The sequence below is a fragment of the Ruegeria sp. A4 genome (assembly GCF_056543025.1).
In genome coordinates this window covers 234405-255930 of the sequence record NZ_JBQGAW010000001.1, presented here as the reverse complement: position 1 = coordinate 255930, position 21526 = coordinate 234405, and the positions used below count along the sequence as shown (strand labels likewise).

At 59.0% G+C, this 21526-nt stretch carries 21 protein-coding genes; 10 read left to right on the top strand and 11 right to left on the bottom strand.

The genetic code is table 11. The features are described 5' to 3' along the window. The first annotated feature begins 116 nt into the window (after positions 1-116). A complete protein-coding gene (locus ACR0E2_RS01250; protein ID WP_480444809.1) occupies positions 117-716 on the top strand; it encodes a DsbA family protein in 600 nt (199 codons plus the stop codon). A 44-nt stretch (positions 717-760) separates the two neighbouring features. Further along, positions 761-1252 carry a DUF2244 domain-containing protein gene (locus tag ACR0E2_RS01245; RefSeq protein ID WP_480444807.1) on the top strand — a complete coding sequence of 164 codons (492 nt, stop codon included), beginning with the start codon at positions 761-763 and terminating at the stop codon, positions 1250-1252. Positions 1253-1270: 18 nt separating this feature from the next. On the opposite strand, the gene ACR0E2_RS01240 is transcribed toward ACR0E2_RS01245, so the two are convergent. Then, positions 1271-1756, bottom strand: a complete 486-nt coding sequence (locus ACR0E2_RS01240) for a GatB/YqeY domain-containing protein (protein WP_152457635.1) — start codon at positions 1754-1756, stop codon at positions 1271-1273. Between the two features lie 183 nt (positions 1757-1939). Here ACR0E2_RS01240 and carA point away from each other — a divergent pair, with 183 nt between their 5' ends. Beyond that, positions 1940-3106, top strand: a complete 1167-nt coding sequence (gene carA / locus ACR0E2_RS01235) for a glutamine-hydrolyzing carbamoyl-phosphate synthase small subunit (protein ID WP_171228524.1) — start codon at positions 1940-1942, stop codon at positions 3104-3106. Positions 3107-3188: 82 nt separating this feature from the next. Further along, a complete protein-coding gene (locus tag ACR0E2_RS01230) occupies positions 3189-5066 on the top strand; it encodes a glycosyltransferase (RefSeq protein WP_480444806.1) in 1878 nt (625 codons plus the stop codon). Positions 5067-5069: 3 nt separating this feature from the next. On the opposite strand, the gene ACR0E2_RS01225 is transcribed toward ACR0E2_RS01230, so the two are convergent. Next, on the bottom strand, positions 5070-5717 hold the full coding sequence (locus ACR0E2_RS01225; RefSeq protein WP_152457632.1) for a GntR family transcriptional regulator: 648 nt from the start codon (positions 5715-5717) through the stop codon (positions 5070-5072). 100 nt (positions 5718-5817) lie between these two features. Between ACR0E2_RS01225 and ACR0E2_RS01220 the strand changes: the two genes are divergently transcribed. From ACR0E2_RS01220 to ACR0E2_RS01210, 3 genes are all read left to right on the top strand, one after another. Next, positions 5818-6462, top strand: coding sequence for a pyrimidine 5'-nucleotidase (locus tag ACR0E2_RS01220; RefSeq protein WP_480444805.1), 645 nt, complete (start codon positions 5818-5820; stop codon positions 6460-6462). 85 nt (positions 6463-6547) lie between these two features. Next, positions 6548-6796, top strand: coding sequence for a hypothetical protein (locus ACR0E2_RS01215; RefSeq protein WP_171231849.1), 249 nt, complete (start codon positions 6548-6550; stop codon positions 6794-6796). A 74-nt stretch (positions 6797-6870) separates the two neighbouring features. Beyond that, positions 6871-8067: a UbiH/UbiF family hydroxylase gene (locus tag ACR0E2_RS01210; protein WP_480444804.1), complete on the top strand. Its 1197-nt coding sequence runs from the start codon at positions 6871-6873 to the stop codon at positions 8065-8067. Positions 8068-8079: 12 nt separating this feature from the next. Here the strand turns inward: ACR0E2_RS01210 and ACR0E2_RS01205 are convergent, their stop codons facing one another. Further along, positions 8080-9207 carry an aminotransferase class V-fold PLP-dependent enzyme gene (locus ACR0E2_RS01205; RefSeq protein ID WP_171228519.1) on the bottom strand — a complete coding sequence of 376 codons (1128 nt, stop codon included), beginning with the start codon at positions 9205-9207 and terminating at the stop codon, positions 8080-8082. A gap of 230 nt (positions 9208-9437) precedes the next feature. Here ACR0E2_RS01205 and ACR0E2_RS01200 point away from each other — a divergent pair, with 230 nt between their 5' ends. Further along, positions 9438-10139 (top strand): GntR family transcriptional regulator, encoded by a 702-nt coding sequence (locus tag ACR0E2_RS01200; protein ID WP_254705361.1) that lies wholly within the window; start codon positions 9438-9440, stop codon positions 10137-10139. A 6-nt stretch (positions 10140-10145) separates the two neighbouring features. Here ACR0E2_RS01200 and ACR0E2_RS01195 read toward each other — a convergent pair whose 3' ends face one another. Both ACR0E2_RS01195 and ACR0E2_RS01190 read right to left on the bottom strand, forming a co-directional pair. Continuing rightward, positions 10146-10604 (bottom strand): Lrp/AsnC family transcriptional regulator, encoded by a 459-nt coding sequence (locus tag ACR0E2_RS01195; RefSeq protein WP_152457626.1) that lies wholly within the window; start codon positions 10602-10604, stop codon positions 10146-10148. After that, entirely contained in the window at positions 10601-11056 is a 456-nt protein-coding gene (locus ACR0E2_RS01190; RefSeq protein WP_480444801.1) for an Lrp/AsnC family transcriptional regulator, read from the bottom strand. Before ACR0E2_RS01190 ends, ACR0E2_RS01195 begins: the two co-directional genes overlap by 4 nt. 131 nt (positions 11057-11187) lie before the next feature. Here ACR0E2_RS01190 and ilvC point away from each other — a divergent pair, with 131 nt between their 5' ends. Further along, a complete protein-coding gene (gene ilvC, locus ACR0E2_RS01185; RefSeq protein WP_171170636.1) occupies positions 11188-12210 on the top strand; it encodes a ketol-acid reductoisomerase in 1023 nt (340 codons plus the stop codon). Between the two features lie 131 nt (positions 12211-12341). Next, positions 12342-13244 carry a DMT family transporter gene (locus tag ACR0E2_RS01180; RefSeq protein ID WP_480444800.1) on the top strand — a complete coding sequence of 301 codons (903 nt, stop codon included), beginning with the start codon at positions 12342-12344 and terminating at the stop codon, positions 13242-13244. Here the strand turns inward: ACR0E2_RS01180 and glmM are convergent. The 6 genes from glmM to ACR0E2_RS01150 all read right to left on the bottom strand — a co-directional run bounded on the left by glmM (position 13241) and on the right by ACR0E2_RS01150 (position 21455). After that, positions 13241-14584 (bottom strand): phosphoglucosamine mutase, encoded by a 1344-nt coding sequence (gene glmM / locus ACR0E2_RS01175; RefSeq protein ID WP_171228515.1) that lies wholly within the window; start codon positions 14582-14584, stop codon positions 13241-13243. The genes ACR0E2_RS01180 and glmM overlap by 4 nt on opposite strands. A gap of 33 nt (positions 14585-14617) precedes the next feature. Beyond that, complete coding sequence (gene folP, locus ACR0E2_RS01170) at positions 14618-15616, bottom strand: dihydropteroate synthase (protein ID WP_480444798.1); 999 nt, start codon at positions 15614-15616, stop codon at positions 14618-14620. Then, positions 15613-16533: a dihydroneopterin aldolase gene (locus ACR0E2_RS01165; protein ID WP_152457620.1), complete on the bottom strand. Its 921-nt coding sequence runs from the start codon at positions 16531-16533 to the stop codon at positions 15613-15615. Before ACR0E2_RS01165 ends, folP begins: the two co-directional genes overlap by 4 nt. Before the next feature lie 101 nt (positions 16534-16634). Beyond that, positions 16635-18011 (bottom strand): multicopper oxidase family protein, encoded by a 1377-nt coding sequence (locus tag ACR0E2_RS01160; RefSeq protein ID WP_480444797.1) that lies wholly within the window; start codon positions 18009-18011, stop codon positions 16635-16637. Positions 18012-18085: 74 nt separating this feature from the next. Then, positions 18086-18727 (bottom strand): cell wall hydrolase, encoded by a 642-nt coding sequence (locus ACR0E2_RS01155; RefSeq protein WP_170346602.1) that lies wholly within the window; start codon positions 18725-18727, stop codon positions 18086-18088. A gap of 187 nt (positions 18728-18914) precedes the next feature. Next, entirely contained in the window at positions 18915-21455 is a 2541-nt protein-coding gene (locus ACR0E2_RS01150) for a putative PEP-binding protein (protein ID WP_171119583.1), read from the bottom strand. Between the last annotated feature and the right edge of the window lie 71 nt (positions 21456-21526).

Sequence of the window (21526 nt, the reverse complement as noted above, 5' to 3'; positions counted from 1 at the left end):
TCTGATCCAAAGAAACCCCGCCCAAGTGGCGGGGTTTTCGTTATCCACCTCTGTCAGTTCGCCAAGTGTACCAAAATCCGCTATGATACCCCCACAGAACAGTCGGAGGATCGGCAATGCCGGAAATCGACTTTTGGTATTCAATAGGCAGCACTTACAGTTTCCTTACCGTGATGCGTCTGGACGACTGGTGCGCTGAACATGACGCCACCATAAACTGGCGGCCCTTTAATGTGCGCACGGTCATGTCAGCCCAGCAGAATATCCCGTTCGCCGGAAAACCCGAAAAATCCGCATATATGTGGCGTGATATCGAACGGCGCTGTGCCAAGTATCACATCCACGCCAGCCTGCCCGCACCCTATCCGATTTCCGATCTTGCCCTGGCCAATCAGGTCGCTCTGCTTGGTATGACGGATGGATGGGGCAAGTCATTTACCCAGAACCTATACCGCATCTGGTTCGAGGATGGCGTCGAGGCCGGCAGCGAAAGCGCCCTGTCCGAAGCATTGCTGCGGTGCCAACAGGATCCTCGCCTGACGCTGGCTCGCGCGCGCAGCCCGGATATCGTCACCGCGCTGGAAGCTGAAACAGACATCGCCGTGAAACTGGGTGTTTTCGGCGCCCCCAGCTTCGTGGTGAGGCAAGAGGTGTTCTGGGGCGACGACCGTTTGGATGACGCCTTGTCCTGGGCGCGTGTGGGCCACGTGGTCTGATCAAAACCCGTCGACATGAGGCGGCACTGCGATATGTTTCCGGTATGCCGTACAAATGGAATCAGACATCCGAAACCGAACAGGAACTGCGCCTCTGGCCGCATAATTCTCTGCCGCGACGTGGGGCGATGATTGCCATCCTGTCCGTATTTCTGTTCGGTTTGATCCCGTTGCTGGCCGTGCTTGGGTCGGTCGTGTTGTGGGGCCTGTTACCGTTTCTGCTGTTGACGGTGCTTGGGCTTTGGCTGGCGATTCAGGCGAACTATCGCGCGCGCAGTGCGTTTGAGATTTTCACCTTGTCCGGTTCACAAGCCCGCCTGGTGCATCACACCCCGGGCAAAGACCAACAGGAATGGTCGTGCAATCGCTATTGGGCACGACCTGAAATGTACGAAAAAGGCGGCCCGGTTCCACACTATGTCACGCTCGTCGGAGACGGGCGTGAGGTCGAAATCGGGGCGTTTCTGTCGGAGGACGAGCGTATCACGCTCTATGACGATTTGGCCAGGAAACTGCGCGACCCTGTCGCGCAGTAGGTGTTTCAGCCTGATGTCTCAGCAGTCGCCGTTTGACGCGGCGCAGAGGTGATCCTTGACCATAGGCCCGACCTTGCCGAAGTCCATCTGTCCGGTATAACGGGTTTTCAACTCGCCCATGACCTTGCCCATGTCGCGAATGGAACCGGCACCGGTCGAAGTGATTGCAGCCTGAATCGCCTTTGAAACCTCATCATCATCCAACTGTTTGGGCAGAAACTCTTCGATGACGGCGACTTCCTGCATCTCGCGCTCGGCCAGATCCAGGCGACCACCCTCTTCATAGGCGCGCGCACTTTCCTTGCGTTGCTTGGTCATTTTTCCAAGAATTTCAAGCACCTCTGCATCACCACAGCCTTTGACTTCTTCATTGTCCGAGGCGCGCGCGGCGATGTCGCGGTCCTTGATGGCCGCGTTGATCAACCGCAGTGTCGACAGACGCTCGGCTGCTTTGTCTTTCATTGCTTGCTTCAGGGCGGCATTCACCCGTGATCGCATGTCCATTTGGCTTGTCCATCCCCATGACAACGGAACCCCGAACATATCTAAACAAAAAGCGCGTTACAACCGGGGGCGAACAAGCTTAACCCATTGAAAAATAACGATAGCCTAAAAATTGAACAGACTTGACCCAAGCGCTTAACCCCCTTAGGTATGCGCCGGTTTACCTTGCAGGAGAGTCGCGCCATGGCCCAGAACGCCCCGTCCAAGCCCACCGCATGTCTGGCATTGGCCGACGGAACGCTGTTTTACGGCATCGGTTTCGGTGCAACCGGACAGACCGTGGCCGAACTCTGCTTCAACACAGCGATGACCGGATATCAGGAAATCATGACCGACCCATCCTATGCCGGGCAGATCGTCACCTTTACCTTCCCCCATATCGGCAATGTCGGCGTGAACCCGGAAGACGACGAAACCGCTGATCCGGTCGCCGCTGGCATGGTCGTCAAATGGGACCCGACCGAGCCGTCCAACTGGCGCTCGGCCGAAGAACTCAAGGGCTGGCTTGCCCGCCGTGGCCGCATCGCCATCGGCGGCGTTGATACCCGCCGTCTGACCCGCGCCATTCGCCAGCAGGGCGCGCCGCATGTGGCGCTGGCTCATGATCCCGAGGGCAATTTCGACATCGAAGCACTGGTTGCAGCGGCCCGCGGCTTTGCCGGGCTGGAAGGTATGGACTTGGCCAAGGATGTCACCTGTGCCCAAAGCTACCGCTGGGATGAAATGCGCTGGGCGTGGCCGGAAGGGTACAAGCGGCAAGAGGCCCCCGCCCACAAAGTCGTGGCTGTCGACTATGGAGCAAAGCGCAATATTCTGCGCTGTCTCGCCTCGGCTGGATGTGATGTAACCGTGCTGCCAGCGACGGCGACCGCTGCCGAAGTGCTGGCCCATCAGCCGGATGGCGTTTTCCTGTCGAACGGTCCCGGCGACCCGGCCGCAACGGGTGCCTATGCTGTGCCGATGATCAAGGAAATTCTGGACACAACCGATCTGCCCGTCTTTGGTATCTGCCTTGGCCACCAGATGCTGGCCCTGGCGTTGGGCGGTCAGACAGTCAAGATGAACCACGGCCACCACGGCGCGAACCACCCGGTCAAGGATCTGGAAACCGGCAAGGTCGAAATCACGTCGATGAATCACGGTTTTGCCGTGGACGCGCAGTCTTTGCCGGAAGGCGTGGTCGAGACCCACAGATCGCTGTTTGACGGCTCGAACTGCGGGATCCGCATGACTGACAGACCTGTATACTCGGTACAATACCACCCCGAAGCGTCGCCCGGACCCCAGGACAGTTTTTACCTGTTCGAACGTTTCGCCGATGCGATGGAAAAGAAAAAAGAGCAGGCATAAACCCTTAAGTTACCGGAGTTAACGGCACATTAACCTTGTTTGATCAACCCTGTGCGCAGGTAACTGTGCCAGGGTTTTTTTAATGGTTGAACTTAACCTTCAGGATTTTACAAACGCGTCCCCGATCCCGGCGCCCGGTTTTCGCAAACCGCTGGGCACATGCCTGCTGGAAACCGAGGTCATCACCCGTTCACAACTGGACCATGCGCTGAGCCTGCAAACCAGGCAGAAAGCGCCGCTTGGCGAGATTCTGGTTGGCGAAGGGTATGCCACCAGGCAGGACGTTCTGAAAGCTCTGTCCACGCAGTTCGGGTGGCAGATCGCGGACCTCGAACAAATTCCACCGATGCCCGGATTGTGCAACCTGAAGCCGGTGGATTTCTGGCTTGAGCACAATGTCATTCCCTGGATGCGCATCGGCCCTCTGGTTTTGGTCGCCACTGCCCGGCCCGATCGTTTTGCAACCGTGATCGCCGAGATGCAGGATTGCGACTATTCCATCCTGCCCGTTCTTGCGGGTTCTCATCAGATCGACCGGGTCATTGCACAGCACTTCTCGCGGACACTCGCAAAAGCGGCCGAAACCCGTGTGAACGCGGAACAAAGCTGTCGCAACTGGACCGCCGGGTCCCGGCTCGTATCATCTGCGGCAACGCTGGGTGTGCTGTGTTTTTTTGCCCTGTTCCCTGCGATTGGGTTGATGGTTTTGTTGGGCGCGGCCGTAGGCAGTTTGGTTCTTTTTGCAGCCTTTCGGATAATGGGCGCCCTGGCCTGCCTCAGCGACCGCATGAAAAAGCCGACCGAGCCAACAGAGGCGGCGATCGCGCTGCGTCACCCCTGCGTGTCCATCATGGTGCCGTTGTACAAGGAGCGAGAAATCGCGAATGCTCTGGTGCAGCGGCTTCAAAGGCTGACCTATCCCAAAGCGCTGCTGGACGTCATTCTCGTGCTCGAGGCGACCGATGACGTGACGCGCGGCGCCCTTGCGCGAGTGGCTCTGCCCAGTTGGATGCGTGTTGTTGAAGTCCCCGAACTGAACGGTTTGACCACCAAACCGCGCGCCATGAATTACGCGCTGGACTTTTGCCGCGGTGACATCGTTGGCGTTTGGGATGCCGAAGACGCACCACAGCCGGATCAGATTGAACGTGTGGTTGCGCATTTCACCCAAGCTTCGCCCGAGGTGGTTTGCCTGCAAGGTGTTTTGGATTACTACAACCCCCGCACGAACTGGCGGTCGCGCTGTTTCACCATCGAATACAACAGCTGGTTTCGCGTGATCCTGCCGGGTATCGCACGTATGGGGCTGGTCGTCCCGCTTGGGGGAACGACGTTCTTTTTCCGCCGCGAAAAGCTGTTGGAACTGGGCGGTTGGGACGCCCACAATGTCACCGAAGATGCCGATTTGGGCGTGCGGCTTTGCCGAGCGGGTTACCGGACCGAGATGGTGGACACCACCACCTTTGAAGAGGCGAATTTCCGAGCCTGGCCGTGGGTGAAGCAACGCTCACGCTGGCTCAAGGGGTTCATGGTCACCTATCTTGTGCACATGCGGGACCCGCAGAAACTGTATGCTGATTTGGGTGCGGCCAAGTTTATCGGCCTACAGGCATTTTTTTTGGGCACTCTGGGTCAGTTCCTGCTGGCCCCCGTTCTATGGGTTTTCTGGTTGTACGCCCTGGGTATACCCAATCCGATGGAGCAGATCCTGCCGCAGCAGATCACGACGGCGCTGATCTGCCTGTTTCTGGCGACCGAGGCCCTGAATATATGCGTCGGGATCATCGCTGTATCCGCGCGTGAACGTCGGTTTTTGCTGCCGTGGGTTCCGACGATGTGTCTGTATTTCCCTCTGGGGGTGGTCGCCGGTTACAAGGCCCTGTGGGAACTGGCGACAAATCCGTTTTTTTGGGACAAAACCCAACACGGGCAGGCCAGCGAAGACGTTCCGCTGACCTGACGTTTATTTGTCGCGACGACTGGCATCCTGTTTCAGACGTGTCATGAAGGCGACCGAAATATGTTCCTTCAACGCCTGCCCCGCAGCCTCTTCGTCTCGGGCTGCGATGGCATCGACGATTCCCTTATGCTCACTTTGCGCAATCTCGCCACGACCCTGAACAGCCAGCGAAGTGGTCGCCATCAAAGCCATGGTCCGGTGAACCAGATCAAGCTGCTGAACCAGATAGCGATTGTGTGACGCCAGATGAATCTGTTCGTGAAACCGTCGGTTGGCGCGCGACAAGGCCGTTGGGTCATCGATCAGCTTGTCATCTTCGACCACCATGTCCTGAAGAACCTTGATTTCTTCTTCGGTGGCGTGTTTTGCGGCCAGGCGCGCAGCCAGCCCTTCAAGTTCCCGGCGCACGATGTAAAGCTCGGCCATCTGGTTGTGATCCAGGGACGCGACGATCAACGACCGCCCGTCCCGTTCCAGCAGAGACTGGGTTTCCAACCGTTGCAACGCTTCGCGGATCGGGGTGCGTGACACTCCGAAACGCTCTGCCAGTTCGCTTTCGACCAACCGATCACCGGGCTTGTAGACGCCCACGTCGATGGCTTCCAGGATAAGGCTGTAGGCGTCCTTGGTCGGGGATCGGGTCTGGCTCATGGGATCGTTGGTCTCCTCGTTCGGACATGTCTAGCCGTGACAGGGGGCGGCGATCAAGTACAGCATTGAAAACCGCCCGACTGCGCCCTAAACCCAAGCCATGGTCAAACCTTCGTTTAGTCATGTCACACAATGGGTGTTCGATCTGGACAACACCCTGTACCCACCGCATATGCGGCTGTTCGATCAGATAGAAGTTCTGATGACGGATTATGTGGTGCAAGCCATCGGTGTTGACCGGGCCGAAGCCGACCGGCTGCGCGCGCATTACTGGCGGAAATACGGGACCACGCTGGCCGGGTTGATGGCCGAACATGATCTGGACCCCGACCCCTACCTGCACGCGGTACATCAGGTTGACATGAGCCACATGGACCCGGATGCGGAACTGGCCGATCATATCCGCGCCCTTCCCGGCCGGCGGATCGTCTACACCAACGGCAGCGCGCCCTACGCGGAACGTGTCCTTGAGGCACGCGGCCTGACAGGCCTGTTCGACGCGATATACGGTGTTGAACATGCAGGGTACCGACCAAAACCCGAAAAAGCCGCGTTCGAAGCGATCTTTGAAAAGGACGGCCTTCAGACCGAAATAGCGGCCATGTTCGAAGATGAACCACGCAATCTCGCGGCCCCACACGAGATGGGAATGCGCACGGTTCATGTTTCTCCCGACCCGCATGAAGCCGATCACATCCACCATCACACGGACGATCTGACCGCGTTCCTGGCGCGCCTGCGATAGGCTGTCACAGTGCGACGATCTGCACGTTCTGCACACGCATCTGCGTCCTTATATGCGCTGCAGCGACGAACAGATGGAGACCCCGATGAGCGCGATTGACATGCCGCTGCGCCTGCCGATCTGGCAGCGCCTTTTCTTTGCAATTCCCGTCTTTGGATGGCTGGCGCGCGAGGCGGTCAACGCCAAGGCAGAAGACTTGTATTACACCGCCGCTGCGATTTTCAGCATGTGGGGCTGTTCCATCATGTTGTTCGGCCTTCCCGGCCTCTACATCCCTGCCCTTATGATGGTGCCGCTGATGTTTCTGATCCTCATCCTGATTTCACGGGGCTGAAATACGGGACAGGATGTCACTTGGCACTCGGGGCAGATCCGAACTAGGTTCTGCCCAGAATGATGAGAGGCGCCATGTCCGACAGCTGTGACATCCTGATTTCCGGTGGCGGGATCGCCGGTCTGACCGCTGCGGCGGTATTCGGAACGGCAGGTTTTGAAGTGATCTGCGTTGATCCGAGCCCTCCAATCACCGAGCGGGACGTGGACGGGTCAGACCTGCGCACCACGGCTTTTTTGCAGCCTGCGCGCGGCCTGCTGGAACAATGCGGTCTGTGGGCAAGACTGGATGCACAGGCGGCCCCGTTGCAAGTCATGCGGATCGTTGACGCCGGGGGCGACTTGCCCGAGCCACGCGTCGTTCGCGACTTCAACGCGGCCGACATCTCCGAACAACCTTTCGGCTGGAACCTACCCAACTGGTTGTTGCGCCGTGAAATGGTGGCCCGACTGGCCGAGTTGCCAAATGTCGATTTCCGTCCCGGCACCGCGACCACCAGCCTGTTTACCCGAACCGCCGAGGCCCGCGTGAGCCTGAGTGATGGCAGCCGCGTCCGGTGCAAGCTTGTGCTTGCTGCCGATGGTCGCAACTCGCCAATGCGCGAAGCAGCCGGCATCAAGGTGCACACAACACGATATGGGCAAAAGGCGCTGGCATTTGCGGTGACGCACCCAATTCCACACGAGAATGTTTCGACCGAAATTCACAGATCCGGGGGGCCGTTCACGCTGGTGCCTCTACCGGACTGGAACGGGCAGCCCTCGTCCGCCATCGTCTGGATGGAACGCGGACCGAAGGCCGTTGAACTCCTGAACCTGGAACCCGAGGCTTTCGAGGCCGCCATGACCTCTCGGTCCTGCGGGTTGTTCGGCCCGCTGAAATTGGCATCCCGCAGAACGATCTGGCCCATCATCAGCCAATCGGCGGAACGTCTGGCGGGTGAACGCATTGCGCTGATGGCCGAGGCGGCGCATGTAGTGCCTCCCATCGGGGCACAAGGATTGAACATGTCTCTGGGTGACCTGCGTTGCCTGCTGGATTTGGCGCAAGCCCGGCCCGAAGGTCTGGGAGACGAACAGATGCTGGGCGCCTATCACAAGGCCCGTCACACCGAGGTCGAGATGCGCCTCAAGGGCATTGATCTGCTGAACCGCGCCTCGATGATTGAGACGCGGCCGCTGCGAGATGCACGGGCGATGGGGCTGAGCGCGCTCTATTCCCTGCCACCAGTGCGCAAGACTTTGATGCAGATGGGCCTTGGCGTTCGCTAAGGCCCGGTCCGCTTACAGAACCTGATCCAGCACCCGTTTCAAACGCGCGATGGTGCCGTCCACGTCGTACAGCTTGTCGAGCCCGAACAGACCCAACCGGAACGTGCTGAACCCTTCGGGCTCATCACATTGCAACGGAACACCTGCGGCAATCTGCATGCCAAGTGCCGCAAATTTCTTGCCGTTCTGGATTTCGGGATCCGAGGTGTAGCTGACCACAACTCCGGGCGCGCCGAAACCGTCGGCCGCAACCGAAACGACACCCTTGTCCTTGAGCATCGATCGCACACCGTCACCCAGCGCCCACTGCGCCGCACGCAACTTTTCGAACCCGTATTCACGAGTCTCTGCCATGGTGTCGCGGAAGGCCAGCAACGCATCGGTCGGCATCGTGGCGTGGTAGGCGTGGCCCCCGTTTTCATAGGCTTGCATGATCTGCCGCCATTTCTTCAGATCAAGGGCGAAACTGTCGGAACTGGTCTGCTCCAGACGTGCCTCTCCGCGTTCAGACAACATGACCAGACCGGCACATGGCGAGGCGCTCCACCCTTTCTGCGGCGCCGAGATCAGAACATCGACACCGGTGGCTTTCATGTCCACCCAGGCGCAACCCGACGCAATGCAATCCAACACCATCAACGCACCCACCTCATGCGCCGCGCTTGCCAGCACGGTCACATAGTCATCCGGCAGAATGACCCCCGCCGACGTTTCGACATGCGGAGCAAAAACAACACCGGGCTTTTGTTCGCGAATCGCGGCGACGACCTCTTCGATCGGAGCAGGCGCAAAAGGCGATGGGCTGGAATTGCCAGTCTCGCGCGCCTTCATGACTGTGGTCGAGTTTGTCAGAGACCCGCTTTCAATGATCTGGCTCCACCGGTACGAAAACCATCCATTGCGAACCACAAGCACATCTGCGCCGTGCCCGAACTGTCGGGCGACCGCTTCCATGGCATAGGTTCCACCGCCGGGAATAACGGCGACGCCATCTGCATTGTACACGCCCTTCAACATATCCGAAATGTCGCGCATCACCTGCTGAAACTTCTGCGACATATGGTTCAGCGAGCGGTCCGTAAATACGACCGAGAATTCTTCGAGCCCATTCGGGTCAACAGTTTCCAGCAAGCCTGGCATGGCGCATCCTCTCCAAAGCGTTTTCGAAGTCTTGTCCGCTTTGTCAGTTCGGGTAAAGCCCTTTCGCGGCAAAAATTTGACCCAACGTAAAGCTTAACAAACACTTAATTTTTTTGGCTTAAATTCGTGAAAGCACGAAAATGACGCCAACCAGTGTCACTTCCCCTTTACACTTCTACTTGCTTCTGAACAGATGCGCACACTTTATACTTGAAGGGATAGATTCACCCGTGACGATACAAAAGCGGATCAGCTTCCAGTTCGTTCGAGACGAAGTAAAACGACGCATTGAAAGCCGTGTCTGGCCACAAGGATCGCTTTTGCCGACGGAGACCCAGCTGGCAGAGGAGTTCAATTGCGCCCGGGCCACTGTGAACAGAGCCTTGAGAGAACTGGCCGACCAGGGCTTTGTCGAGCGCAAACGCAAGAGCGGCACACGTGTCAAGAAAGAGCCCAGCAAACACGCCAAACTCGAATTGTCATTGGCGCGGCAAGTGGTCGAAAGCCAGAATGCAAACTATCGTTATGCGCTTGTTGAAAGGAATGTCGTCACCAGCCCAGGATGGCTTTCCTCGCAGATCAACGTGGCACCGGATGCGCGTGTTCTACATGTAATCTGTATGCACTATGCGGACAATCGGCCCTTCCAGATGGAAGAACGATGGATCAACATCGAGGCCGTACCTGATGTGGAGGACGCGGACTTGTTCGAACAGGGGCCGCATGAATGGCTGTTGACGGCCGCACCTTTCACCGATGCCGAGGTCGCTTTCTGTGCCATTTCCGCAGATGCGCGACTGGCAGAATTCATGGGAACCACGGCGGGAACATCCATGATTCAAATGGAGCGCACCACCTGGAAAGAAGACAGGCCGCTTACCTTTGCGCGCATGACGCATCATCCGGGCTATTGCATCCGCACCAAGTACTGACTCTGTTCAGCCGATGGGACCAGGCAGACGTTCTTCGCTCAGCAGAACGTTGGCCTCGACGTCGCCTGCACCCGGCAGTGTCATGATCCGGCGCCGCAATACACGCTCGAAATCGGCCAGGTCCCGGGCCACGACACGCAGTCGATAATCATACAGCCCCAGCACGTGCTCGACGGTCTGCACCTCGGGAACGGCACTGACAGCGCGCTCAAAATCTTCAAGACTGACTTGGCCCTTGCGCCCCAGTTTGATGCCCAGAAAGACTGTGACACCGAACCCCAGCGCTTCGGCATTCAGACGCAGCCGACGGCCCTTGATTATTCCTGCCTCTTCGAGCCGGCGAATGCGACGCCAGGTGGCGGGTTGGGATAACCCGAACCGGCGCCCCAATGCTCCGGCACTTTGCGTGGCATCCTGTTGCAGCGCGCGAAGAAGACGACGATCAATCTCATCCAACTCGATCATACCGGCAGCACCTCGTCCCGCTTGACCCGCGCAATGTGCATAAGGGCCTCGATATCGGCAATATGCGGCAGGGTCAGAATCCGGTCGCGATAAAGCTGCTGATAGTGCTTCATATCTCTTGCAATTACGGAAAGACGAACATCGACACGACCCAGAAAGGTCTGGATTTCGATCACCTCTGCCACGTTACGCGCCGCCTGCGTGAAATCGTCGAAAGCTCGGGCCTGCGTCTTGTCGAGCGTGATCCGAAGCGAAACCTCGACGGCATATCCCATCGCGGCCCAGTCTATCACGGCCTCCTGACCTTCGATGATCCCTGCAGCCTGCATCTTTTCGATTCGCCGCCAGCAGACGCCCGCACTGATCCGGCAAAGATCGGCCAGTTCCGCTGTTGTCAGGCTCGGGTCTGCTTGAAAGTGGCGCAGAATGCGCCGATCAATGTCATCAAGCATGATTTTTTCACATTCTCCGATTGGCGCGAATTATTCTTCATCTTTTTCGCAAATACTCAAGCCCAACCCTATCGCCATTGCGCGAACAGGCAGATACAACCGCCGCAATCAAACCAGAAAGGACCGGCGAAATGCGCGTCTATTACGATCGCGATTGCGATATCAACCTGATCAAAGACAAGAAAGTGGCTATCCTGGGCTATGGCTCGCAAGGTCACGCGCACGCGCTGAACCTGCGCGATTCAGGTGCAAAGAACCTGGTCATCGCGCTGCGCGAAGGTTCGCCTTCGGCCAAGAAAGCCGAAGCCGAGGGCCTGGAAGTCATGGGCATCGCCGAGGCGGCCGCCTGGTGTGACGTGATCATGTTCACCATGCCCGACGAGCTTCAGGCCGAGACCTACAAAAAATACGTCCACGACAACATCAAGCCGGGTGCCGCGATTGCATTCGCCCACGGCCTGAACGTCCATTTCGGCCTGATCGAGCCGAAAGAAGGCGTCGACGTCATCATGATGGCCCCCAAGGGCCCCGGCCACACCGTGCGCGGCGAATACACCAAAGGCGGCGGCGTGCCCTGCCTGGTCGCTGTCCACAACGATGCAACCGGCAAGGCGCTGGAAATCGGCCTGTCCTACTGCTCGGCCATCGGTGGCGGGCGTTCGGGCATCATCGAAACCAACTTCCGTGAAGAGTGTGAAACCGACCTGTTCGGCGAACAGGCGGTTCTGTGCGGCGGTCTGGTCGAACTGATCCGCTGCGGCTTTGAAACTCTGGTCGAAGCCGGTTACGCCCCTGAAATGGCCTATTTCGAGTGCCTGCACGAAGTGAAACTGATCGTTGACCTGATCTATGAAGGCGGCATCGCCAACATGGATTATTCGATCTCGAACACCGCCGAATACGGCCAGTATGTCACCGGGCCGCGTATCCTGAAATACGACGAGACCAAAGCGCGTATGAAAGAGGTTCTGAACGACATCCAGCAGGGTAAATTCGTTCGTGACTTCATGCTGGAAAACGCCGTTGGCCAGCCGACCATCAAAGCGGCGCGCCGTGCCAATGACGAGCATATGATCGAGGAAACCGGCGCCAAGCTGCGCGGCATGATGCCGTGGATCTCGGCCGGAAAGATGGTCGACAAAGAAAAGAACTAAGAAGGGCGGAAGCCTGTCACAGGGCGGCCCGCGTGGCCGCCCTTTTCGTTTGAACAAAGGTTCGGCAAGGCACATAAACAGCCGGTCAGGTTTAATTTCTGGCGCACCCGCGCGTTCCGACAGGACAATCAATGGTTCAACAGCCGACAAAACAGGACTGGAGCGGCGTCTTCACGCTGGGCCTGATCTGGGGCGCGACCTTCATGGTCGTTGCCATGGCACTTGAAGGGTATGGCCCAATCACCGTTGCCACCTCACGAACCACGCTGGGCGCTGTTACCCTGTTGCTGATGATGAGGGCGACCGGTCGCAAGCTGCCGGTTCTGACGCCGGCGCTGAGTGTTTCGATTGTCCTTATTGGCGTGCTGTCCACTGCCGTGCCATTCATGTTGCTGAGTTGGGGGCAGCAATTTGTGCCATCTGCTTTTGCGGGGCTGTCTATGGCGGCCATCCCGCTGATGGTGCTGCCGCTGGCGCATTTCTTCTCGGATGAACCACTGAACCTGCGCCGGTTTCTGGGGGTGTGCCTTGGCTTTTCCGGGGCGCTGGTTTTGATCGGACCCGGCCTTGCACAATTGGGCCAGGGGGCCGAACCCGTCGCGCAACTGGCCTGCATCACGGCGGCGCTGTGTTACGCAAGTTCATCCGTGCTGACTCGACGCTGCCCGCCGGTTGACCCTTTGGTACTGGCTGCCCTGACGCTGGTTGTCGGCGCCGCGCTTCTTCTGCCCATAATGCTGCTCACCGAGGGGCTGCCGACCTGGCAAGGCCCACGCTCGACAATCGCCCTGATCGTTCTGGGTTTGCTGCCAACTGCGTTTGCCACCCTTTTGCGCGTTTCGATCACCCGCAGCGCCGGGTCGGTTTTCCTGACATTGGTGAATTACCAGGTGCCGATCTGGTCGATGGTGTTCGGCGCATGGATCCTGTCCGAGGCCCTGCCCCTGCGCTTTTTCATCGCTCTGGCCCTGATCCTGACCGGCATGGCCATCAGCCAGTGGTTCAGCCTGCGAAAGGTTTTGTTCGGGAATTAGCTTGTGGCGGCTTCGACCTCTGCCACGATGCTGTCGACAACTTGGGTCAGCAACCCATCGTCTTCGCATTCAGCCATCACGCGGATCAGAGGTTCTGTCCCGGATTTGCGGATCAACAACCGGCCCTGCCCGTTCAGCCGCGCCTCGGCATCGGCGATGGCCGCCTGAACACTTTGAACCTCCAACGGTGTTTGATCGCTGGAGTAGCGCACATTCTTCAGCAACTGCGGAACGGTTTCGAACTGCTTGGACAGATCAGATGCCTTGCGCCCCGACAGAACCATTTCCGCCAGAAAATGCAGACCAGCCATCAACCCATCACCGGTGGTGGCGTAATCGCTCATCACGATATGGCCGGACTGTTCCCCACCAAGGTTGAACCCGCCTTCACGCATCCGTTCGACCACGTAGCGATCACCGACGGCCGTTCGCTCCAGACGCAAACCCTGCGCTGTCAGATGGCGTTCCAGGCCCAGGTTGGACATGACGGTCGCGACCAGAGCGTCGCCCTTCAACTGGCCCGATTTCTTCCATGCCGTCGCCAGCAAAGCCATAAGCTGATCGCCGTCAGCCACCTGACCGGTTTCGTCGACCACAACCACTCTGTCCGCGTCGCCGTCCAGACAAATGCCCACGTCGGCGCCATGCGCGACAACGGTTTCTGCGGCCAGTTGTGGCTTGGTCGATCCGCAGTTGAGATTGATGTTCTTGCCGTTGGGCGCGATTCCCACGGGGATCACTTCTGCGCCCAGCTCCCACAGAACCTCCGGCGCGGTGCGGTGGGCTGCGCCGTTCGCACAATCGATCACCACCTTCAAACCATCCAGACTGACGTTCCGCGGCAACGACGACTTCACACGTTCGCCATAGCGAAACCGTGCGTCATCAACCCGGCGCGCCCGGCCGATATTCTGCGCCTGGGCGGGTCTGACGCCTTCGTCGATCAGTCTTTCGATCTCGACCTCGGCCTGATCGGACAGTTTATAGCCGTCCGGCCCAAAGAACTTGATTCCGTTGTCTTCGGCAGGGTTGTGGCTGGCCGAGATCATGACGCCCAGATCAGCCCTCATGGAGCGCGTCATGAGGCCAACGGCGGGCGTCGGAACGGGCCCCAGCAGCAGCACGTTCATTCCAGTGGACGTCAAACCGGCCGTCAGCGCGTTTTCCAGCATATAGCCGGACAAACGCGTATCCTTGCCGATGACAACCCGGTGCACTCCTGTCGCGTCGCGCCGGAAATACCGCCCGACTGCGGCCCCGATGCGCAACGCCATCTCTGCCGTCATCGGATGCGTGTTGGCGGTGCCCCGCACCCCGTCGGTTCCGAACAGCTTGCGCATAGGTGTCACTCCGTGATTTGCCGTGCGACCGGATTACCGGACAGCAGCCCATAGGCGCAAGGCCTGAGAGGTCTCGGCCACGTCATGAACGCGGATGATCTGCACGCCCTGAGACAATCCCGCCAGAGCCACCGCGATTGATCCCGGCGCGCGGGCAGTCTTGCAAGGCTCTTTTCCGATGGTGCCAATAAAGCCCTTGCGCGACACGCCCAACAGGATCGGGCAGCCCAAGCCGTGGAACAGGCTGAGATTGCGCAAAAGGGTCAGGTTGTGATCCTCGGTCTTCCCAAACCCGATCCCGGGATCCACAACGATCTGATCGCGGCTCAGGCCAAGACGTTCCAGCAACGCGATCTGGCCTTCGAGAAAATCGTAAACATCCAGCAATACATTGTCGTATCGCGGATTGATCTGCATCGTCGCCGGATCACCCTGCATGTGCATGACACAGACAGGCACACCCTGCGCGGCACAGAACGGTGCCAACGCCGGATCGAAGGTGAAGCCCGAGACATCGTTGACCAACCCTGCCCCGGCCGCGCAGGCAGCCTTGGCGACATCGACCTTTCGTGTATCGATGGAAATCAAAGCGCCTGTTTCCGACCGGATCGCTTCGATCAACGGGCGGGTTCGCGCGATCTCTTCCCCGGCCGGGACAAAATCCGCACCCGGACGGGTGGACTCTCCGCCGATATCCAGAATCGTGGCACCATGCGCCACCATATTCACCGCAGCCACGCGAGCAGCATCTACCGAGCTGTGAACACCGCCATCCGAGAAACTGTCCGGCGTGGCATTCAGAATCCCCATGATATGAGGCACCTGCATATCAAGGCCCGCCACGTCAGCCCGCGGTTGGATCAAACGGCTCAGGTAATCTGACGGAACGTCCGAGGCCGCGACGATTTCGGGTTCGGACCCGCGCCGCAGGGCTTCGACATGGGTGAACCAAAGGGGTTGACCCGCCAGCGGCACAGCACCTGCGGGACGGGTCCTTCCATGCTGGACCAGTGGTCTGAAATAGGTTCTCACAGCTGAGCCTGATCCACCGCTACAGCGCGCAAGGGCGTTTTGGGTTCCGTCGGCAAAGCGCCGCCGATCACCATCATTTCGCTCGCTTCAAAGGTCGCCGCGAACCATGCAGCCAGCGCCACGGCATCCGACGGGGCGGCAGACGGGCCGTCAACGGCATCCAGGACGATCTTGGATGGGGCCCAGACACAGATCTGGCCATTCTTCATCGCCCAATCCAATTCGGTCCGCGTCGAGACCACCACACAGCGATGATCCCGTGCCGCCAGAACCCAGGCATTCTGTTCAATTGCCAACAGGTCAATTCGGCGTTGTGTCATCGCATGACCCGTTTGCGGAGCGGCCAGGTCGGACGCCCCAACGCACAGGATCAGCGGGCGCTGGCGGTTCTCCAACTGATCGATCCAACCCTTCAGGTTCTCCGACGCGATGGCGTCATTCGACAGGAAGACAAGGCGGGGATGCGGGCGTTCTTCTTCGGCCACCTCATGATGGACAGAGTCTTTTCCGCGCACGATCTCAACCCCCAACGCACCCGGGCCCCGATCCAGTTTTTCGATGCGAACAAAAACCCTTACAGCCTGAGGTTCAAGCAGGATGCGTTCCGCAACGCGTTCGGCCAATGTCTCAAGCAGGTTCAGACGCTCGGCCGCCAGCTCATAGGCGATGGATTCCGTTACCCGGTCATATGACAGGATGCGATCCACATCATCATCAATCGGGTCCGTCAGAGGCCGGACTTCGACCACGATGTTGAAGCAGATCCGCTGGGTTGTTCCCCGCTCGGCCTGGAAGGCGCCGATTTCGACTTCGACGATATGGTCGCGCAACGAGATACGATCCAACGGCCCCCGAGGAGACGTCGCCTCGGACCGTTCGGACGGGTGTGCGAATGCCAGACGGATTTCAGAACTCATGGGTCAGGCCTTTTCGGGCTCGTTGCATCGTTTGCTTACTATAGGCGTCGCGAGGGCCTATAGCACTCAAACAAGCGCCATTCCAACCGCCGAATGCGGCGTCACGAGACCCGAAACCAGCTCATCATCCCCGAAGCAGCATGCCCAAGCATATGACAATGCAGCAACCAGTTCCCGGGATTGTCCGCGATCAATGCAATTTGGCGCGCCTGTCCCCGCCCGACCAGAACGGTATCACGCCAGGGGCCCAGAGAGCCATCGTCCATGATCAGCCGGAAGTGATGCCCGTGCAGATGCATTGCGTGCGGAAATGCGGTTTCATTCACGAACTCGATCCTGTGCAAACTGCCGACGGCCGCATCCAGAAACGGATCTTCGGGGCGCTCGGCGTAACCGTTCAGCGCCCAGAATTTGCCAAATTGCGCCAGCTCGCGGCCTGACAGTTCGGTTTCACCCAGCCGGGCGCTTTCCAGCCAGCGCATTGCACCACCTTGCAAAACCATCCGGTGCGTTCTGGCATGTCGAAGATTCCCGATCTCAGGCAAAGGGTTAGGCGGCAATGCTGACACGCCCTGCCTGTTCGCCCCGGCAGCGTTTCCACCGACCTCGAACCGTGCCAGCCCAAAAGAACCATCTCTTTCGACGCTGACCAGGCTTGCCGTTTCGCCCTCGGTGACGACATCCACTATCAGATCCGCACGCTGCGCAGGTGCAAACGGGAAAGAGCCCGTCAGCCGCAGCGGTGTTTCCAAGGGCATTCCATCCAAGGCGACGATCCACCCCGAAAGACCATCAAGATCCAGGTCAAATATCCGGGCATTGGAGGCGTTGACCAATCGCAGTCGCAGTCGCTCGTTTCTGCGTACCGCAAACGCGGGATCGAATGATCCGTTGACGGTCAGGATGTTCCCAAGCCGGCCTGCATGGCTCAGATCATGGCCATTGTCGAAATCATCCGTTATCTGCGCGGTCTCAGGGTTCAACCGCCAATCATCCAACATCAGCACCAGATCCTGATCAACATCCGGTGCCGTGGCCTCTGCAACGATCAGCGGCCCATAAAGCCCGCGGGCAACTTGTTCCATCGACTGGTTGTGCGCGTGGTACCAATAGGTGCCCGCATCCGGGGCAACGAAGTCATAGTCAAAAGTGCCGCCCGGTTCGACGACATCCTGCGTCAGGCCAGGCACACCATCCATGGCGTTGTCTATGCGTATCCCGTGCCAATGCACCGATGTGGGTCGGGGAAGGTCATTCACCAGCTTGCGCTGAACGCGTGCGCCCTGATCGACCTTTATTACCGTACCGGGGACTGTGTTACCGTAACTCCAGACCGCCGTGTCAGGAAACCCATCAGGCGCAACGCGCTGCCGGCTCAGATGCGCCTTGAGCGGCGGATAACCGGCGGCCCCGGCCGCGACCGGCGCAATGGCGACTGCGGCGGCTGTTTTCAGAATCTGTCGTCGGGTGAAAAGCATTACGGGCCTCCTGGGCCCGTAATATAGACTGCAACCTGCCACGCGCCATCAAGCTTCCAGCGCGGGTGCGTCAATCAGTTGCTCGCTGTCCGGTAGTTGTGGCGGTAGAAAATGTGCACACCGATCCGCGCAGTCTGTTTATAGACCCGCGACCAAGATGGCCGAACCGCGGTCGTGTGGTAGTGGGTCGCCCCTTCGGTCAGCTCTTGGCCGATACCATCAATGGCCGCCCGAGCGACCTTGGACACGCGCTCATAAGCTTTCTTCTCGTGGATGACCTCTTTGCGACCGTCACATGTATAGGTGAACTGGCACTGGTATTTCTTGCCGGTGCCCTGGCGGATCACACCACACAGTGAACTTGGAAAGCGGCTGCTTTTGACCCGGTTCAGAATGACCTCGGCCACCGCAAACTGACCACGCACGCTTTCGCCACGCGCTTCGAAGTACAGCGCCTCGGACAGGCACTTCCAGTTTTCGTCACCGGTCGCCTTGGGCTGTTGGTCTAGCCAGTCCTTGGAGTATGTTACTTCAACAGGTTTGGCCGCCTTGCGCGGTTGGAAAAGTTTGAAATAGTCGCGAAAACTTTGCGCCGGCAATTCGCTGCGGGCGACAAGTTCTTTCTTTGCAGTATCAATTGCTTCCCTCTCGGCGAAGGACGCACTCGGCAGCACGGTTGCCGCCATTGTGGCAACAGCCATTATGTAACGTAGCATCAGATAACCTCGCACAGGCACTTCACGCGCCATACCCTCCCCCGGCGGGCGCGACGAGGCATCTAACGCAATCGAGCGCAAAGGTCCAGTCTTTCGGAAAATGCAAGTGGAATCTTGCCCGCAGCGAAGATAAATTTCGCCTGCGAGTGTTCAGATAACCCACTAATCCTTGGGTTTTCAGCCCCTGTCAACCCCCAAGTCTGGAGGAAATCGCCAGTTGAGCGGCAGCCAGCCGAGCGACAGGAACCCGGAAGGGCGAACACGAAACATAGTCGAACCCCAAATCCCTGCAAATGGCGATTGATTCGGGGTTTCCGCCGTGTTCTCCGCAAACCGACAGGGTTACATCCGGTTTCGCGGCTCGTCCCCGCTCGGCTCCCAGCTTCAGCAATTCCCCGACCCCATCCGGATCAAGAACGTGGAACGGATCTTCGCCGAAGACACCCTGGCGAACATAGGCGGACATGAACCGGCCGGCATCGTCGCGGGACAGACCATAGGTCATCTGCGTCAGGTCATTGGTACCGAAACTCATGAACGCGGTCTGCGGGGCGATCTCTTCTGCGCGCAGACAGGCACGCGGGGTTTCAACCATCACACCCAGCCGATATTCAAATTCCTGCCCTCGTTCTGACGCGACCGCTGCCGCCACCGAATCGATGCGGGACTTGACCAGTTCGACCTCTCGTTTCGCAGAGACCAGCGGGATCATCACTTCGGGCACGACCGGGGCGCCGTTCTTTCTGGCATCAAGCGTGGCTTCGAAGATCGCGCGCGCTTGCATGTCATAGATTTCCGGCACCGTTACGCCCAGGCGAACGCCGCGCAAACCCAGCATCGGGTTGTATTCAGTCATCGCATTGACCCTGCGTTCGACATCGGAAACCGGCAAATCCAGCGCCTCGGCCAATTCCCGTTGACCGCTGCGCGTGGTGGGCAGGAACTCGTGCAAGGGCGGGTCGAACAGGCGAATACAGACAGGCTGCCCTTCCATGATTCTGAACAGTTGAACAAAGTCTTCACGTTGCATCGGAAGCAAACGTTCCAGCACAGCCGCCCTGCCTGAAGACGTTTGCGCAAAAATCATCTCGCGCATCACGATCAGGCGACCGGGTTCAAAGAACATATGCTCCGTCCGGCACAGGCCGATGCCCTGAGCCTGAAAATTGCGCGCCGTCTGCGCATCGGCCGGCGTGTCGGCATTGGCGCGGATGTCAATATCACGCTCGGCATCGGCCCACGCCATCAATGTCTGAAAACAATCATCCAACGCGGCCTCAAGCATGGCAGGCTGCCCTGCCAGCACCTGACCGGAACTGCCATCGATTGTCAGAATATCACCGGTTTTGAAAACACGGCCATCGGGCGCGGTCAGCATCTTCTTTTTAGTCTGGAACCGCATGTCTGAGGCACCAACGATACAGGGCAGGCCAAGTCCACGACCAATCACGGCGGCGTGGCTGGTCATGCCGCCCTTTTCCGTCAAAACCGCCACGGCGGCATGCATCCCGCGCACATCCTCGGGCGAGGTTTCGCGGCGGACCAGAACGCAGGCCTCTCCGCGCGCGGCACTGGCCTGCGCTTCTGCGGATGTAAACACGATCTTTCCGGTTGAGGCGCCCGGGCTGGCACCGATGGCCGTCGTCAACACATCACGCCGCGCTTCCGGATGGACCTGCCGGTGCAAAAGTTCATTCAACGCATGGGGGTCCACACGCATCACCGCCTCTTGCGGCGGTATGATCCCGTCTTCAGCCAGACGAACGGCGATCCGCATCGCCGCGCGCGACGTTCTCTGAACCCGGACGCCATCCAGAATGTGCACTTTGCCGTTTTGAATGACGAACTCGACCTGCATTTCTTCGCGCAGTTTTTCGCGCATCAGCGCGGCTTGTTCTTTCAACTCGGCAAAGGCTTTGGGTGCGACTTCTTCAAGCGACGGTCCTCGCGGGTCTTTTTCAAGAAACAGCGCGGCCACATCTTCGCCCAGCGCATCCCGGCCCTGGCTCTGGCTCAGGTAGCGCCCCGTGATCTGCGGCATTCCGGTGGTGGAGTCGACCAGTTGAAGCACGCCTGATCCGCATTCACCCTGCCCGACGCCCGGGATCATCTCTTGAATGACAAGCCCAAGACCGGCATCTGCCGGGGCACCCTTGGCCTGCCGCAGCAGCCGGGCGGATGTCCCGTCCCATGCGCGGGCCATCGAGCGCAAAACTCCGATCAACTGCTCACCCCGGTCCTGCGGGAAGGCTTCATCCGTTTCATCTTCGTAGGCGCGCAGGGAATGGCGCAAGCCTTCGCTGCCATCCATGTCGATGTCATCGAACACATCCGCGTCCAGCCGCGCCACGTGGATCGCATAGCTTTGAACGAACCTGAGATACAGCGCAGCAGCGGCCTCTGCCCCCATGGTGTCGGACAGGTCCACATAGCGTGCATCATTCATGCCAATGTTCAGAACCGCACCGGGCCCACCCCAGTCGGGATCTTCAGAACTTGGCCGGACGCACAGCAAGGTCGTGGGATCGAATTGCTCAAGGATCGCGTCAAGGTTCGGAACGTCGCCTTCCGCAATCTGATGGACCGCATCAAACGACAAGGCGACGGTCCGGGGCACCGGCAGATCCAGTCGGACCAGCCGTTGCAGACACTTGGCCCGCCCGCCATGGGTATGGGCCGTGACCGGAGCATCGGATGTAATGAGCGTGGTATGCGGATTATTCTGCACTGCAGCACCTTTTGATTTGAGTGCAGCATAAGCGCTTGCGCCCTTCGTGCAAGGGCGTTGTGGGCACGCAT